Origin of the sequence: Trebonia kvetii (assembly GCF_007827045.1) — a bacterium.
Taxonomy (GTDB): domain Bacteria; phylum Actinomycetota; class Actinomycetes; order Streptosporangiales; family Streptosporangiaceae; genus Trebonia; species Trebonia kvetii.
Genome location: NZ_RPFW01000002.1, coordinates 961,564 through 977,280 on the forward strand (window position 1 = coordinate 961,564; position 15,717 = coordinate 977,280).

The following is a 15,717-nucleotide window of genomic DNA, read 5'->3' on the forward strand; positions in this document are numbered from 1 at the left end:
ACGCCACGGACCGGGCGGGGCAACCGGCTCAGCGCGTCCCGAATGGCTGACTCTCCCGCGCCGGCTGAATCGGCTGGGCTTCGGCGACCAGGTCCGCGTCCGAGGACAGGGCGACGGCCTCGGCGAGCACGTCGGCGTGCGGCTGGCCGAGCGCGCGGCGGGCCAGGGCGATCGTCGCGAGCACGGTGGCACGATTCTCCTGGCCGACGTCGGCCGCCAGGGCCGACGCGCACAGCGGCTCGACCTCACCGAACCTGCCTTGCCTCAGCCGCGCCAGCGCCAGGGTGTGCGCAAACGCGGCGTGATGCACGGGCTCTTTCCTCTGGTCATGGGGATAGCTGGCCACGATCCACTGCACCCGGCTCGCGGCTTCGTCGAGCACTCCTGGCGGCAGGTCAGGCATGAGCAGCACGTTGTACTCCACGCTGTGCAGCGAGCGCGCAAGCACCCGCGCATGCGGGCCCGCGGGCATGCCGAAGCCCGTGTGCAGCTCAAGCAGCTCATCGAACCGCCCCTGGCGGCGTAGCAGCATGGCGATGTCTCCTGCGCCCAGCCGTACACCAGGATCGCCGCGCCGGAAGGCGCGCAGCGCCGCCTCTGGGTCAAAGATCGCGCTGAGCACCGCCGCGCGCACTTCAGGGATGTCCTCACCCGTCGCCGGCCTGGCCGCCGTCATCGCGCGCACGTCTGCATAGGGCAGCCCGCGTGCCTGCCTGGACATGATGACCGCGGCGAGGGCGGTGTGGCGGACGCCGTCGGTCAAGTCTTTCCTTGCCAGCACTCGCTCGCAGAGCCGTTCGGCCTCCTCCTGGCCATGCGCGTCGCCCTGCCTGAGCCGCAGCAGTGCCAGCGTTAGGCACGCGATTACTGCCGCAGGCTCCAGGTCTTGCCGCTGTGCCAGGGGCGAGACGCGGCGTTCGATCAGCCGCACCGCGTCATCGGGCAGTCGCCCGGGCAGCAGAGCCACACTGTGTTCAAGCGAGACGAGCTGGGCGGCCTGCGGCTCGGTCAGCCGCCCGCCAGGAACGTCCAGCCCTGCGTGCAGCTCAAGCAACTCCACCGTTCGTCCTGTGTTTAGCAGCTGGGATACGGTGAGCCGCGCCGCCTGCAACCTCGCCGCGCCAATGCCGGAACGCAGTTCAAGCAGCCGAGCGCCGTCGGTCGGTCTTCCAGAACGGGACCGGTATGGCAGCAGGCTAAGGAACCCCCCAAGCGCGAGCCCGTCGGCTGCGGAAACCGCCAGCGGCGGTGTGCCGTGTCTCGAAGCCACCGCCGAGCCCGCAAGCACCAGGCCGGCGAGCAGCAAGTCCACGAGCCCGCCGGCCAGCGTGATCACCGCCCGGCGCCACACGGAGTACGCGCCCGTATACGTGACCCGGCCCTGGTTCGGCCAGCCGAGCGACACCTGGACTGTCCCGGCGCGGAATCGGATCAAGGCCCGATTGCCCCCGATCCGGAACGCCGTCACCTGCGCGCCAAGTGCCCGGCAGGCCAGCAGGTGCCCGAACTCGTGCGCGATAACGCCGGCCATCCAGGCCAGGTAAATCGTCCCGAACAGCGCCGGGGGCTGCTCCTGCGCCCCGGATTCCCCGCCGTACGCCAGCACCGGCAAGCCGATTGCGACGAACGCGACGAGCACCGCAAGTGCTCGGCCGGCGGCGTACAGCGCGGACTTCAACACGCCCTAGATCATGACATGGAATGACATGGTCCGGCCCGGGTGAGCGACAAGCCGTCATAGTCCGTTATCCGCCTGCGGTGCCGGCTGACGCCGCGCGCCGGGAGACGCTGGGCCATACTGCTCCGGTGGACGACAAGACCGATGAGCTGCGGGCCGCGCACGATGTGCTCGCCGAGTTCTACGCGGAACGGCTGGCCGGCGATCTTGAGCGGTCGCCCGTGGACCGGGCGGTGCTCGGGGTGTTCTGCGACCTGGTCCTCGACGCCGGGGCCGGCGTCGAAGTCGCGGACGTCGGGTGCGGGACCGGGCGGCTCGAGCCGTTCCTCGCGGCACGCGGTCTTGAGCCGCGCGGCGCGGACCTGTCGCCCGCCATGATCCGGGTGGCGCGGCGCGACAATCCAGGCTTCGACTACCAGTGCCTGGGACGCGAACGCCTGCCAGGCCCAGCGGCCGGCCACCGCACCGAACGGTATCCCGATCACCAGGGCGGCGACAGTGACTGCCGAGGCCTGCCCGAGCGCCACCGCGCGCAGCTGCGCGCGGCGCAGGCCGAGGACCTTGAGTACCGCGTAGTCACGGCGCCTGCTACGGGCCGAGGCGACGGTGAACTGGGCGAGCACGCCGAGACCGAGCACCGCGAGCACACCGGCGAGCACGGCGGGCGTGCCATCGATGGCCGCGTAGTTGTTCACTGTGTTCGGCCGCTGGCTGGTGACCAGGCAGGTGGACTGCTGGATGCTGGCGCAGAACGAAGCCCAGCGGCGCTCCAGGGTCGCGAGCCCTGTCTGCTTCGCGGCGCCCGGGCCGAATGAGATCAATGCGAAGTTGTAGCCCGCGCCAGCCGGCGCGGAGCTTGTGCGTGGCGAGCCGGATCACCGGGCTCATGGGGCCGCCAGGACAAACATCATGGCGGCCAACGTTAGAGCAGGTGCACGCCCGGCCGCTAGGGAGGTGGCGCGCGGCCCCGGGTGTGCTAGTACCACCACGGTTCCGGGTGGCTCGCCCACTGGCGCCCACGTCTCCCATATAGGAAAACTTGGACCGTGGAGACGGGACATGCCATCGACGTCTTCCTCGCCGATGACAACCTGATCGTCCGCGAGGGAGTACGAGCGCTCATCGAGCGCAATACCGAACTGCGCGTGGTTGGCGTCGCTGCGGACTACGACGGCGTGGTTGACGGATGCGCCAAGTTCGAGCCCCATGTGCTGGTGACCGACGTGCGGATGCCGCCGTCGTTCCGCCGGGAGGGGATCGACGCCGCCCGCGAGGTGCGCTCGCGGCTGCCCGGCACCGGCGTGGTGGTGCTCTCGCAGTACGACGACCCGGAGTACGCGGTCTCGCTGCTCGCGTCCGGGTCGGCCGGCTACGGGTACCTGCTCAAGGACCGGGTCGCCGAGGGCACACAGCTGGCCGACGCGATCAGGTCGGTGGCGACCGGCGGCACCGCACTAGACCCGGCCATCGTGGAGGCGCTCGTCCGCCCGGTGGTGGCGCCCGGCGGCCTGACGCAGGACGAGGAACGGCTGCTCGGCCTAGTCGCGGAGGGCCGGACGATCAAGGCGATCGCGGCGTTGCGCGGCATACCGCCGTCGGTGGTGGACACGGCGGTCCAGGCGGTCTTCGTGAAGCTGGCCGCCGGGGTGTCCGCGGGCGACCAGCTGGCGCTGAACCGGCTCCGCCAGCTGCACCAGGCGATCGTCGACCGCGAGGAGCAGGGCGAGACCCTCTCCCGGCTGCTGCCGTCGGGCCTGGCGTCCAAGCTGCGCGAGTCCGCGCTGAGCATCGGGGAGACCGAACGGGTCGTCGTCACCGTGCTGATGAGCGACATCAGGTCCTACTCGACGATCGCCGAGCATGCCGATCCGACGCAGCTCGCCGGTCAGCTCAACACCCACCGGGCCGCGATGAACAAGGCGATACTCGGCGAGGGCGGCACGGTGATGCAGTTCGTCGGCGACGCGGTGATGGCCGTGTTCGGCGCGCCGTTCCCGCAGGCCGACCACGCCGACCGCGCGGTCGCCGCGGCGGCGGGCATGCACGCGCTGCAGGCGGAGATCAACGCAGCGTGGCTCGCGGCGGGGCTGCCCGAGTTCGGACTCGGCCTCGGGCTGTCCACCGGCGAGGCGGCGGCGGCGCTGCTCGGCTCGGCGGAACGCCTGGAGTACACGCTGGTCGGTGACACGGTCAACATGTCGCAGCGGCTGCAGCAGTTCGCCTCGGCCGGTGAGACTGTTATCTCTTCTGGCACCAGAAACGCCCTCACCACGCCTGTCCCGCTGACCGCGCTGCCTCCGCAGCTTGTCAAGGGTCGCGAAACCCCGGTGCTGTCCTTCAAGATTGACCCGGCCGGCACGCCCTGGCCGCCGGAAGGCGGCCAGCCGGAGCCGACGCAGGCGCCGTCGGCTCATGCGCTACCAGCGGAGCCGCCGGCAGCGGAGGTGCCGGCGGTGAAACCGCCGTCGGCGGGGAGCGGGACAGGAACGGGGGTAGCGGAGACGACAACGCCGGCACTAGTGACGGCGGCGGAAACACCGAACGCGGAGACTCCGCGGGCGAGCAGGGCGGCGGGGACGGCGGAACGCGAGTTCGCGCCGGCTGAGGCACCACAGAAGGCTGAAGGTAATCGGAAGTGGAAGATATGGAAATCACGGAGCGGGACGCGCTGACCGTCACCGGCCTGCGCAAGACCTTCGAGGCGGAGAACGCGCCGGTGCGGGCGCTGCGCGGCATTGACCTGACGGTGCGCGCCGGGGAGTTCGTCGCCGTGATGGGCCCGTCGGGCTGCGGCAAGTCGACGCTGCTTAACCTGGTGGCCGGCCTCGACGTGCCCGACGAGGGCACGATCACGGTGGCCGGCGAAACGGTGACCGGCCGCACCGAGGACGACCTGGCCCGGATGCGCCGCAAGCACATGGGCATTGTGTTCCAGTTCTTCAACCTGCTCGAGGGCATGACCGTGCTGGAGAACGTGGTGCTCCCCTCGGTCATCGCCGGGCGGCGCAGGAAGATGGCGGAAACGCGCGCCCGTGACCTGCTCGACCTGCTTGGCATCGGCGACAAGGCCGCGGCGGTGCCCGGCGTGCTTTCCGGCGGCCAGCGGCAGCGGCTCGCGATCGCCCGCGCGCTCGCCAACCAGCCCACGCTGCTGCTCGCCGACGAGCCGACAGGCGCGCTCGACTCGGCGGGCGGCGCGGAGATCATCGAGCTGCTGCGCCGGCTGCACCAGGCAGGCCAGACGATCATCCTGGTCACCCACGACCAGGCCGTCGCCGACGCCGCCAGCCGCATCGTCACGATGCGCGACGGCCGGATCGAGACCTCGACCGTCACCGCGGCCGGCACGCCGGCCAGCACCGCGCCCGCGCCAGCGCGATGAGCGAGCCCGCTGGGACCGGCGCGGTCGACAGGGTGCTCGGGGCCTACCTGGGCGCGACGGCGGACGGCCCGGTTGCCGCCTCCCGTCCCGCCCCGGCCAGCCCTGCCGGTAGCCGGACGCGCCTGGTCCTCGCGGGACTGCTCCTTCCGCTCGCCGCGACCGGGCTCGCCGTCGTCGGGCTCATGGTCCAGGCGCCCAGCGGCATCACCGGCACCGCCTGGGTAACGGCCGCGCTGATCGCCGTCTGGTCGGCGTGCTGCGCGGCGGCGGCGCTGGCTCCCGAGCGGACGCCGCTGTGGCCGCAGGCGGCCGGGGTGGCGCTCGGCGCGGTCGCGTTCGCCACCGACCGGCTCAGCGCTCGGTTCAATGCCGAGGCAGGTCACAAAGCGCTGCGCAGCGGAGCCCTGTCTCCGCAGGCCGCGCAGCACCTGGCGGTCGCGGTCGGCATGATCGCGGCCGGGCTCATGGTCGCGGTCTCTGTCCACCTGATGCTGTCGCCGCCCGACGGCAGGCTCCGCAGCCGGAGCAGGCGGGTGTGCGCGCTTGCCGCCTACGGGATCGGGCTCGCCGTCGGCGGGGCGCTGGGTGCTGCGGGCCAGGAGTTGCCTGCCTGGCTCGCCGTCGCGATCTGGGCGGGCGCGCTCCTCGTCGTCTTTCCCGCCACGCGAATGCGCTACGAGACCGCGTCGTCCAGGGACAGGGAGCGGATGCGGTGGGCGGCGATCGGCGGCGCCGCCGGCTGCAGCCTGGCGCTCGCGATCACCGTGCTTTCGCTGCTCATCGGCTGGCCGACGCCAACCGGGCCGATCGCGGAGGGCTTCCTGGTGTGCTTCCCGCTCGGCCTGGCCGCCGGAAACGTGCCGCGGCTCGGCGGGTACGGCGGCCGGCTGCTCGTGCAGGTCCTCGCCGTCGCCGGGTTCGCCGCCACGGTGTCGGTCATCTACCTGGTCGTCATCCTCGGCCTCGGCAGGCAGGCGTCCGACGCCGCCGACCAGCGGCTGCTCGGGCTGTCCATGGTCGCCGCGGCCGTCGCCGCGATCAGCTTCGCTCCCGCCAGGGAACGGCTCATCGACTGGGCCAACCGGCAGGTGTTCGGCGCGCGGCAGGCGCCAGACGAGGTACTGCGCACCTTCGGGTCCCGGATGACGCGCGCCATCGCCATGGACGAGCTGCTGCTGCAACTCGCCGAGTCGCTGCGCAAGACGATGACGCTGACCTCCGCCGAGGTGTACACCGGCCTCGGCGACGTGCTCGAGCGAACGGCCGCCGTGCCGGACACCGGTGCCAGATCGCTGATCATCGGCGAGCGGGAACGCCCGGTGATCGCGCGGGCCGGGGTGTCCGGCCACGCCTGGGCGTCGGTGTGGCTGCCCGCACTCCTCGAAGCCGAGGCGGGGGGCGCGGCCGCGGCCGGCGCGGCAGTGCTGCTGCGCGTCGCGCCGGTCAGCCACGCCGGCGAGCTGCTCGGCCTCATCGTGGTGCGCCGCCCGGCCACCGGCGACCCGTTCTCCGCCGAGGACGACCGGGTGCTCACCGAGCTTGCCCGTCAGGTCGGCCTCGCGCTGCACAACGCCCGGCTGGACACCGCGCTGCAGACCACCCTCGACGAGCTGCGCAAGCAGGCCGAAGAACTGCGCAAGTCCCGGGCCAGGATCGTGGCCAGCGCCGACGCGGAGCGGCGCAGGGTCGAGCGCGACCTGCACGACGGCGCGCAGCAGCACCTGGTCGCCCTCGCGGTCAACCTGCGGCTCACCAAGGAACTGCTCGCCGACGACCCGGAGACGGCGAGTGCGATGATCGACGAGCTCGCCGAGGAGGTCAAGGCCACCATCCAGGAGCTGCGCGACCTCGCGCACGGCATCTACCCGCCGCTGCTCGCCGACAGCGGCCTCGCGGAGGCGCTGCGGGCCGCGGGCCGGCGCTCGCCGCTTCCTGTCACCGTCAGCGCTCCTGGCATCGGCAGGTACCACCTGGACGTCGAGACCGCGGTGTACTTCTGCTGCCTTGAGGCGCTGCAGAACGCGGCCAAGCACGCCGCGGGCGCGGCGGTGGATGTGCGGCTGTGGGAGGAGTCCGGCGGGCTGCTGTTCTCCGTCTGCGACGACGGGCCCGGCTTCGACCCGGCCCCGGCCCGCGGCGGCCACGGCTACACGAACATGGCCGACCGGCTCGGCGCGATCGGCGGCACCGTCCGCTGGGATTCCGTCCCCGGCCAGGGCACCGTGATCGCCGGCTCGGTTCCGCTGCTGTAAGCCGCCCGGCTGCGTGGGTACGCCGTCCCGCCGGTACTGATGCCCAGGGTTCACGCCGGTGGATCTCAGCCGGCCACGCTGACCCCTGCGCTCTTCAGCGCCTGCAACAAGGGCTGAAGTTGTTCGTAGGCTGGCTCATCGACGGGGAGGGAATTGTCTGTCTCAGCCTGCGCGAAGGTACCAGGGACAGGAGGAGTTGCCAGGGCGGCTCAGCCGCCAGGCCCGTAACGGACCGACTCAAGCACCAGCTCGTCGCCGCCGCTTATGTCGACGTCGCTGCCCTTGCAGCGCGGGCACACGGCCAGGACGTCGTTGCTTTCGCTGGCGGTGCCGCAGTCGCGGCAGTGCACGGTGACCGGCACCGTCACGACTTCCACGGCGGCGCCGTCCGCCTCCGTCCCAGCCGCGACGAAGCTGAACGCCTGCGCCATCGACTCGGGATCCACCGCGTGCCTGACCCCGCAACGCACCCGTATCCCGCTGACCGGCCGCCCGGCCGCCCGGGTCCTAACCGCCTCAAGCACGCCCTCACACAAACCAAACTCGTGCACGTGGTCCTCCCATCCTGAGGCCGCGCCGCTGCCGTGTACCGCCCCAGTAACCGACCGCGAATCCGACGAGCGCTTTCATGGCGGCTACATCGCCCTCATTTTCAGGTAGCGCTTGATTTCCGGCAGCGAGGTGATCACCGCTGCCAGGATCGCCGCCACGATCGCCGCCTTAATCAGCCTGCTAACCATCGCGTGCACCTTCTTCCTGCTGGATTCGGTCAAGAATTTCCTCCACCGCGCGAACCGCCTGCGGCAAGGCGTTGCGCACCGGGTCCGACAGACCCATCCCCGCGCTCACGTCGGCGGGTTCGCACGCGACGACGAGGCTGCGGCCGGGGCGGCTGCCCATCGAGGCGAGCATCGCGAAGATCTCGTCCGGTGCCAGCCCGTGCGCGTCCATGACCGCCGCACGTGGTGCCGTATCCCCGGGCTCGACCTCGAGCACCGTGACGGTGCCCGGCTCGCACCCGCGCCGCGCGGCGTCGACGAGCACCAACAGGTCGCAGCCGTTGAGCAGCTCGTAGACGAGGTGAACGCCGCGGATGCCGAAGTCCGCGATCTCGACGCCGGCCGGCCGGGGCCGGTCCGCGAGGAGCCTTATCACCTCGACGCCAAACGCGTCGTCCCGCTGGAAGACGTTGCCGACCCCGGCAACCAGCGTCCGCCCAGTCATTGGCTCGCACCGCCCGGTTCGGTATCGGGAGCGGGTCGGGTATGACCAGCGGCAGGCTCCGCCTCGCAGGGCTCGACCTCATCCGGTGCAAAGTAGCGGAACCGGCCGTGCGCGGACTGGAGGTCCGCCGCTGGGTCGTCGGCGAGCGTCACCGCCAGGTAGACCGTGTCGTCGACGTCGAGCAGGACCGCCTCGACGAGCGCGGGCCGCCCAGCGAGGAACATGTCCTGAGCATCCGCGCGGCGGGAACCTGGGCGCAGTATCACCCGGCTGCCGCGGGCCACCCGCTGGCCGGCCACCAGGACGGCGTCAGTGGCCGGCGACACGGATGCGTCCGCGCCGGGATCCCACCACGGAACGTCCAGGCCGCCGGCACCGGGCCCGTCAGCAGCCCCGGCGCCCGACCCTGCCGAGGGAGGCCCAGCCGCGGAACGGGGTTTTCTCATGGCGCGGATAGTGCCGTGCAGCCGTTGCATGGTCGGCGCGTCCATCGCGTCCACCCGGTCGATCAACGCCGCGGCGCGCGGGTCGGTGGCCCGGGCGGCGGCCTTCTCCTCGTCAGAAAGGGCGAGCGTGCGGAGGGTGAGAATCTCGTCGATCTCGGTCCCGTCATATAGTTCGCCCGGGCTTTCCCGCGCGACCTCTGGATGATCAGGCAGGATGATCGGCGCGGCCAGCATGACCTGGCGGCCATCCCCCGGGGCGGCGAGCACAGGCCAGCAGCCGGTGTTCTGGCACGCGCCGACCTCCTGGCTGGCCCACTCCGGCGGATCGGTCATCGAGAGGAACGCGCCGCCGGACACCGTGATGATCATGTGGGCCGCGACCAGGGCCGCGGGCAGCGCCTCGTCTCTGCTCTGCGCAGCATCACTTCCTGCCGCGCTGTCGGATTCGTTGGTCACCCGCACGGTCAGCCTGGCGGCCTGCCAGGGACCAGGCAAGGGCGTCGCGTGCACCGATACGGACCCGGCCAGTGGCGCACGGCGGCGGACGACGCGCGCGCCGCGCACCGTCTCGGTCTCTTCGCCGCCCGGGATGCTGAAGGGGGCGACGATGCCGTCGCCGAGCAGCGCCTGGCTTGCCGCGGTCACCGCGACTTCCCGCTCGACGGCCTCGTCCCACACGGACGGTACCGCTGGGACGGACGCGAGGGAGCCTGCCGTATGCCGGCGCTGCACTTGAAGGAAGCGGACGGTGACCTCCACCGCGGGCCCGCCGTCGTGCTCGAAGACGCATTCCGCTTGCAGCGTCGCGGGTTCCGACGGGTCCGCCGCGGCGTAGCCGGGCGGCATCAGCACGCCGAACTGCCAGCGGCTGCGGTTCTTCTGCGCGGACGCCCGGTAGGGGTAAAGGATGTAGCCCTCGTAGAGCACCGCGTCGGCGATGCGGCGCACCTCGTCGAGGCTCATGACTCCCCCGCCCGCCAAGCCGGGGCAGAGGGTGCGGGCCCGGCCTGAGCTCCGCTGGCCTCGGCTGAGCGGGCCGCCGCAAGCAGCGCGGACAACGTGGCGTCCCACGTCGGCAGCGCGTGTTCCGCCTTGAAGACGGACAGCGCGTCGAGGGTCTCCCTGGTGCACCGCAGCCAGGCACTGCCGGGGAAGTGCTCGTTGACCACGTCCTGCCAGACGCGCACCGGCATCCGGTAGGAAGCCTCGGAGCTCCACGGGATCAGCTGCACGCTGTACGACTCGCCCTTGGCAACGAAGACCGTGCCGCTGAACAGCAACAGCAGCGGGATAGTGCCGTCGTCAAGCCCTTGGAGATAGCGAGCCGACGCGACCTCGAGGTCGTAGGTGCACGGCACCTGGAGCTCGGTCTCGGTTACCGACGTGAACCCCTTCACCATGGTGGACACCGTGGCGAGCTGGATGGGCTTGACCGTTTCCGCCCAGCGCGAGGTTTCGCCGAACAGGTCGTTCAGCCGCCGCGCCTCGTCGGCCGAGTACCTGCGGCGGTGCGGCTCAATGCGAATCTGGCAGCGCAGTGCGATGGCGTGCACGCGCACGCCGGTGCTCTCGGTGATGGTCAGCGCGAACGACAGCGTCGGTGTCGCGGCGTACCGCTGCGCGTGCGCTTCGGTGCAGCCAAAGGTCAGTTCCGCCATCTATGCCTCCGGACCGGTCATCGCGGGAGCGGCCTGCGCGGCAGGCAACGTGCGAGCGCGCTCGCGGAGGCCTTCGAGTAGCTCCTCCAGGATGCGCCTCACCTCGGCCCCGCCGTCGAATCCGTGCCATTCCAGCCGCAGAGCGCCGGCTAGCGAATAGCAGATGTCGATGGGAACAAGGAACGTCTCGATGGGCCTGGCCTCCCGCGGTGCGCCCCCAACCACAAGGATCGCCTCCACGTCGGGTTCCGGAGCGCGCAGCAGCGGGTGGCGGGCGGCGAGGCTGTCCCAGGCGGCGAGGTCGAGCTCGCATTCGGTCACCCCGGCGGGGCTGGGATAGCTCGCGATGACGCGGCCGAGCGCCGAGTTGACGAACAAGAACGCGATCGCGACGGGGATCTGGAGCTCTGCCCACTCGGCACTGGTCAGCGGTGAGCGCGGATCATGGCACACCCGGTCGGGCACCGTGCGATAGCGGCCGCCTGGCCGGGTGAACAGCAGCGCGCACGCCCGGCATGCGCAGGCGATCGACCGGCGTTGCAGGTCCACCATGTGCGAGTGCTGGCTCCCGATCTGCTCGCCGCACAGTTCGCAGCGCTCGTCCGCTGTCCCGCTCCCTGCTGTCCCGCCCGGCCGCCGAGCCGGACGGGCGAAGCGGCGCAGCCCGGATGACGGGCCGTTAGCAGTGCCTGTCATGTCGTTCCTGCCTGGCTCGTTCCGGCTGGCCGGCTGATGATCTGCAGCAGCGGTGCCTCGCGCGGCGCGAACTCCACTCCGGTCGTTTCCGGCGCGGCGTCGGTGATCGCCTGCTCCACGACTTCGGTGGTGGAGCCGCAGCCGTGGCCGAGGCGGACATGCACGACGCCCGCGCTGTCGACGCCGAGGAACTCGGCGCCCGTCCCCATCCGGCCCAGGGCGCGCTTGATCCTGGCGCTCGGATCGAGCGGGTGCAGGTCATGGACCAGCAGCAGGCTCTCCACGAGCGGGTCGGCGATGAGCAGTGCCTGCAGGCGGGAGTCGTCGCCGATGGTGCGCATGATCGTCTCAAGCCCGGCACCGTACAGCCGGACAAGGCAGCTGACGAGCTCCTCGGCGGCACCGGCCGCCTCAGGGCCCGCTCGGGCCCTGAGTTCGGCCAGCAGCGCCTCGACCCGCTCCCCGGTTTCGCGGGCGTCGCTGGTTGCCCCGTAGTTCGCGACAGGGCCCACGTCAGATCGCCAGCGTCACGCCGGTCGGCGAGTGCGCCGTGTTGAGAACCCGGCCACCGCCCAGGTACATGTGCACGCCGCAGGGCAGGCACGGGTCGAAGCTGCGCACCGCCCGCATGATGTCGATGCCCTTGAAGCGCTCAGGCGGGTTCTCCTCGAAGATCGGCGTGTTCTGCACCGCGTCCTCGTAAGGCCCAGGCGTTCCGTACACGTCACGCACGCTGCCGTTCCATGGCGTTGGTGGATACGGGTGATAGTTCGCGATCTTCCCGCCCCTGACGACCATGTGGTGGGACAGCACGCCGCGCACCGCCTCGGTGAAGCCGCAGCTCACCGACTCGTCAGGCACCTTGAAGGACTCCCATGTCTTGGTCCGGCCCGCGCGCACCTCCGCCAGCGCCTGCTCGGTGAAGTACAGGGCACACGCGGCGGCGTACGCCTGGAAGTAGGTCCTGGCGCGATCCCGCTCGATCGCGTTGGACAGCGGCTTCCCTTCCTTGTCCGCCGGCGGCTTCCATTCGAACGTGACCGCGGGCCGGGACACGGTTCTCGGCAGATTGATCTGCACGCTGTGCCCGGTGGACTTCACGTAGCCGCAGTCCACCAGGCCCGCCAGCGCGGTCGCCCAGAGCCGGGCGATGGGGCCGCCGCCGGTGTCGAGCGGCAGGTAGTCCTTGCCGTCGAACCAGCGCGGTGACATCGTCCAGCTGTACTTGTCGTCAAAGTCCCGCTTGGCGGGGCGCGGGATGGTGTGCTGATTCCACGGATGCCTGCGGTCGACCGGGTTGCCGAGCGGGTCGTGGGTGACGAACATCTCCTGGTCTTCCCAGTCCTCGTAGAACGAGTGGCCGAGCAGGATCCTGATGCCGAGGTTGATGTCGAGGAGGCTGGTAGTGACGAGCTTGCCGTCGACCACCACGCCGGGGGTGACGAACATCTTGCGGCCCCAGTCGGCCATGTTGCGGTAGGTGAAGTCGCAGTACTCCGGATTGTTCAGGCTGCCCCAGCAGCCGAGCAGCACCCGTCGCCTGCCGACCTCCTCGTACCCGGGCAGCGCCTCATAGAAGAAGTCGAACAGGTCATCGTGCATCGGCACGACGCGCTTCATGAACTCCACGTAGCGCATCAGCCGGGTGAGGTAGTCGGTGAAAAGTTGCACGGTGGCGACCGTGCCCACGCCGCCGGGGTACAGCGTGGAGGGGTGCACGTGGCGCCCTTCCATCAGGCAGAACATCTCGCGCGTCGACCGGGACACCTGGAGTGCCTCGCGGTAGAACTCGCCCTCAAGGGGGTTGAGCGAGCGCATGATGTCACCGATAGTCCGGTAGCCGTGCTCGGCCGCGTGCGGCGCCTCGGTGGCGTTGGCGCGTTCAAGCACGCCCGGGTTGGTCTCGCCGACCATCTTCTCGCAGAAGTCGACCCCGACCAGGTTCTCCTGGAAGATGTTGTGGTCGAACATGTACTCGGCGGCCTCGCCGAGGTTGATGATCCACTCGCCGAGGTGCGGCGGCCGGACGCCATAGGCCATGTTCTGGTTGTAGACCGAGCACGTCGCGTGGTTGTCACCGCATATGCCGCAAATACGGCTGGTGATGAAGTGCGCGTCGCGCGGGTCCTTGCCCTTCATGAAGATGCTGTAGCCGCGGAAGATCGACGAGGTGCTGTGGCATTCGGCGACCCGCTTGGCCTTAAAGTCGATCTTCGTGTAGATGCCGAGACTGCCCACGATTCTGGTGATCGGGTCCCAGGCCATCTCGGTGAGCTCGGTGTCCTTGGCCGATGCCCTCGCGGGGCCCTTGTCGGTCGCTGTCATCTCAGATCACCACGTCTTCTGGTAGCCGGTACGCAGCTGGCTGCCCTTGACACGCCACTTGGGCTCCTTGTCGGCCGTGCGCTGGGTGAAGCCGCGCAGCGTGCGGATGACCGTGCCGTAGGCGCCACTGGCCGACGTAGACACCCGGGCGCCCGGCGGCTCGTCCATGAACGGCATGAACTTGTCGGGGAATCCCGGCATCGTGCAGGCGATGCAGATGCCGCCCACGTTGGGGCAGCCGCCGACCCCGTTGATCCAGCCCCGCTTCGGGACGTTGCACTTGACGACCGGTCCCCAGCAGCCCAGCTTGACCAGGCACTCGGGGGTACCGTACTCGCTCGCGAAGGTGCCTTCCTCGTAGTAGCCGGCCCGGTCGCAGCCCTGGTGCACCGTGGCCTCGAACAGCCAGCGTGGCCGCAGGGCCTCATCGAGCGGAATCATCGGCGCCTGGCCCGCCACCTGGTAGAGCAGGTAAAGGATTGTCTCTGACAGGTTGTCGGGGTGGATCGGGCAGCCGGGCACGCAGACGATCGGCAGGCCTGCCTTGGACGTCCAGTCCCAGCCCAGGTAGTCGGGCACGCCCATCGCGCCGGTCGGGTTGCCCGCCATCGCGTGGATGCCGCCGTAGGTGGCGCAGGTGCCGACGGCCAAGATCGCGGTGGCCTTCGGCGCGAGCCGGTCGAGCCATTCGCTGGTGGTCATCGGCTGGCCCGTCGCCGGATTGTTGCCGAAGCCGCACCAGTAGCCCTCCGACTTGATCGCCTCGTTGGGGATAGACCCCTCGACGACCAGGACGAACGGGTCCAGTTCCCCGCGGTCGGCCTTGTGCCACCACTCGATGAACGTGTCCGCCCCCTGCTCGGGCCCGCACTCGAAGTCGATCAGCGGCCAGTGCACGGCCACCTTGGGCAGTCCGGGCAGTGCGCCGAGCACTATCTCCTCGATGCTCGGCTGGGTCGCGGCGGTCAGCGCCACCGAGTCCCCGTCGCAGCCGAGCCCGCCGTTCATCCAGAGAATGTGTACAGCAGGATCCTCGTCGGCGTGTGTCATGGAACGCCACCCTTCGGTTGGCAGCCCGAAGCCGTGGCGGCGTGCCACCAGATCCGGGCCGGACGGTACCTGGGGGTGGAGGCGAGTTCCTGCTCGCCCAGCCCCGGGCTGTGCCGGACGCAGACGCCGGCTTGCTCACCGCTCATCGTTGATACCCGCCCGGCTCCTGGCCCCGTGGGCTGCGCCGGTTTCCCCAGCGTATTCCCGCCCTGAACCGAGTACAAGACAGAAGAGTCGTCCAGTTGGACATATCTGTCCGCTCGCTCCACTCGCCAGGCATCGATTTGTCCACGTACTCTGATGCATAGGGTGATGGCGTTGCGCTGTCCTGATTTGCGGATTTACCTCAGGAAAAGGTGCGATGGACACAGCTGACGACACGATCAGCGACAACATCGAAGTCGTACCGGTCGTGGTCGTGTCGCAGACATTTCCCGCCAGGCCTTCGGCGATTCCTGACATCCGCGACTTCGTCCGCAGATGCCTGGCGCATTCACCGCTGTCCGAGCAGGACACCCGCGAGGTAGGCGAGACCGTTTCCCGCGCGCTGCTCGACGCGGCGGGACCCACCGGGGCCATCAGCGTCTCGTTCCGCATCTTCCCCGATCACGTCGAGGTGGACGTGCTCAAGTCAGGCGCGCAGATCACCGAGCCCGCCGGGATCGACGCGCTGACATCGCTACTGCGTGCGCACGGCGCGACTGGGGCGGTCGGGCAGCCGTCCGTGACGGTAGACCCCGTAACCGGGAGCCCGGAGCGCCAGCTCACCCCGGGCGGGGACGCGGAGTCGTTCGCCGACTGGATGGCCGGAGTGCTGCGCAGGGAAGGCCTGACGATGGAGGCCGCCGCGAAACAGCTCGGCGTGTCGGTCAAGACCGTGAGCCGCTGGGTCGGCGGCGCCACTGAGCCGCGACTGCGTGACCTGCGCCGGATACGCGATTTGTTCGGCGAGATCCCGTTCGACTAACGCGCCTCTGCTGACCGCTCCCCCTGACGGGCCCCCCTG

14 protein-coding genes and 2 pseudogenes are annotated in these 15,717 nt (G+C 70.3%); 5 read left to right on the top strand and 11 right to left on the bottom strand.

Annotation, left to right across the window (positions count from 1 at the left end):
• Window positions 1–28: 28 nt before the first annotated feature.
• The gene (locus EAS64_RS13075) at window positions 29–1,681 is read right to left on the bottom strand and encodes a site-2 protease family protein (protein ID WP_145853173.1); all 1,653 of its coding nucleotides are present in this window, start codon (window positions 1,679–1,681) and stop codon (window positions 29–31) included.
• A gap of 20 nt (window positions 1,682–1,701) precedes the next feature.
• Between EAS64_RS13075 and EAS64_RS47430 the strand changes: the two are divergent.
• Window positions 1,702–2,043, top strand: a pseudogene (locus EAS64_RS47430) (hypothetical protein); the annotation flags it as partial.
• Between the two features lie 90 nt (window positions 2,044–2,133).
• Here EAS64_RS47430 and EAS64_RS47435 read toward each other — a convergent pair.
• A pseudogene (locus EAS64_RS47435) lies at window positions 2,134–2,373 on the bottom strand (FtsX-like permease family protein); the annotation flags it as partial.
• Window positions 2,374–2,724: 351 nt separating this feature from the next.
• Between EAS64_RS47435 and EAS64_RS13085 the strand changes: the two are divergent.
• Genes EAS64_RS13085 through EAS64_RS13095 form a run of 3 tightly spaced genes read left to right on the top strand, consistent with a single transcriptional unit; the run spans window position 2,725 to window position 7,312 of the window.
• Complete coding sequence (locus tag EAS64_RS13085) at window positions 2,725–4,350, top strand: adenylate/guanylate cyclase domain-containing protein (RefSeq protein ID WP_145853175.1); 1,626 nt, start codon at window positions 2,725–2,727, stop codon at window positions 4,348–4,350.
• Window positions 4,323–5,060, top strand: a complete 738-nt coding sequence (locus tag EAS64_RS13090) for an ABC transporter ATP-binding protein (RefSeq protein WP_145853557.1) — start codon at window positions 4,323–4,325, stop codon at window positions 5,058–5,060. Before EAS64_RS13085 ends, EAS64_RS13090 begins: the two co-directional genes overlap by 28 nt.
• Window positions 5,057–7,312, top strand: coding sequence for a sensor histidine kinase (locus EAS64_RS13095; RefSeq protein WP_222849272.1), 2,256 nt, complete (start codon window positions 5,057–5,059; stop codon window positions 7,310–7,312). The genes EAS64_RS13090 and EAS64_RS13095 overlap by 4 nt, the downstream gene beginning before the upstream one ends.
• 209 nt (window positions 7,313–7,521) lie before the next feature.
• On the opposite strand, the gene EAS64_RS13100 is transcribed toward EAS64_RS13095, so the two are convergent.
• The 9 genes from EAS64_RS13100 to EAS64_RS13135 form a co-directional block, all read right to left on the bottom strand.
• Window positions 7,522–7,863, bottom strand: a complete 342-nt coding sequence (locus tag EAS64_RS13100) for a hydrogenase maturation nickel metallochaperone HypA (RefSeq protein WP_145853176.1) — start codon at window positions 7,861–7,863, stop codon at window positions 7,522–7,524.
• A gap of 84 nt (window positions 7,864–7,947) precedes the next feature.
• Window positions 7,948–8,052 carry a DUF6893 family small protein gene (locus EAS64_RS47945; protein ID WP_439333590.1) on the bottom strand — a complete coding sequence of 35 codons (105 nt, stop codon included), beginning with the start codon at window positions 8,050–8,052 and terminating at the stop codon, window positions 7,948–7,950.
• Window positions 8,045–8,536, bottom strand: a complete 492-nt coding sequence (locus EAS64_RS13105; protein ID WP_145853177.1) for a hydrogenase maturation protease — start codon at window positions 8,534–8,536, stop codon at window positions 8,045–8,047. The genes EAS64_RS47945 and EAS64_RS13105 overlap by 8 nt, the downstream gene beginning before the upstream one ends.
• Window positions 8,533–9,945 carry a hypothetical protein gene (locus EAS64_RS13110; RefSeq protein WP_145853178.1) on the bottom strand — a complete coding sequence of 471 codons (1,413 nt, stop codon included), beginning with the start codon at window positions 9,943–9,945 and terminating at the stop codon, window positions 8,533–8,535. Before EAS64_RS13110 ends, EAS64_RS13105 begins: the two co-directional genes overlap by 4 nt.
• Window positions 9,942–10,640 (bottom strand): DUF6084 family protein, encoded by a 699-nt coding sequence (locus EAS64_RS13115; protein WP_145853179.1) that lies wholly within the window; start codon window positions 10,638–10,640, stop codon window positions 9,942–9,944. The genes EAS64_RS13110 and EAS64_RS13115 overlap by 4 nt, the downstream gene beginning before the upstream one ends.
• On the bottom strand, window positions 10,641–11,336 hold the full coding sequence (locus EAS64_RS13120; protein WP_187365882.1) for a DUF5947 family protein: 696 nt from the start codon (window positions 11,334–11,336) through the stop codon (window positions 10,641–10,643). It abuts the gene before it with no gap.
• Entirely contained in the window at window positions 11,333–11,848 is a 516-nt protein-coding gene (locus EAS64_RS13125; protein ID WP_145853180.1) for a NifU-related iron-sulfur-binding protein, read from the bottom strand. Before EAS64_RS13125 ends, EAS64_RS13120 begins: the two co-directional genes overlap by 4 nt.
• Window position 11,849: 1 nt before the next feature.
• Window positions 11,850–13,661, bottom strand: coding sequence for a nickel-dependent hydrogenase large subunit (locus EAS64_RS13130; RefSeq protein WP_145853181.1), 1,812 nt, complete (start codon window positions 13,659–13,661; stop codon window positions 11,850–11,852).
• A 6-nt stretch (window positions 13,662–13,667) separates the two neighbouring features.
• Entirely contained in the window at window positions 13,668–14,711 is a 1,044-nt protein-coding gene (locus EAS64_RS13135; RefSeq protein WP_145853182.1) for an NADH-quinone oxidoreductase subunit B family protein, read from the bottom strand.
• Window positions 14,712–15,072: 361 nt separating this feature from the next.
• Between EAS64_RS13135 and EAS64_RS13140 the strand changes: the two genes are divergently transcribed.
• Window positions 15,073–15,678: a helix-turn-helix domain-containing protein gene (locus EAS64_RS13140; protein ID WP_145853183.1), complete on the top strand. Its 606-nt coding sequence runs from the start codon at window positions 15,073–15,075 to the stop codon at window positions 15,676–15,678.
• The last annotated feature ends 39 nt before the right edge of the window (window positions 15,679–15,717 follow it).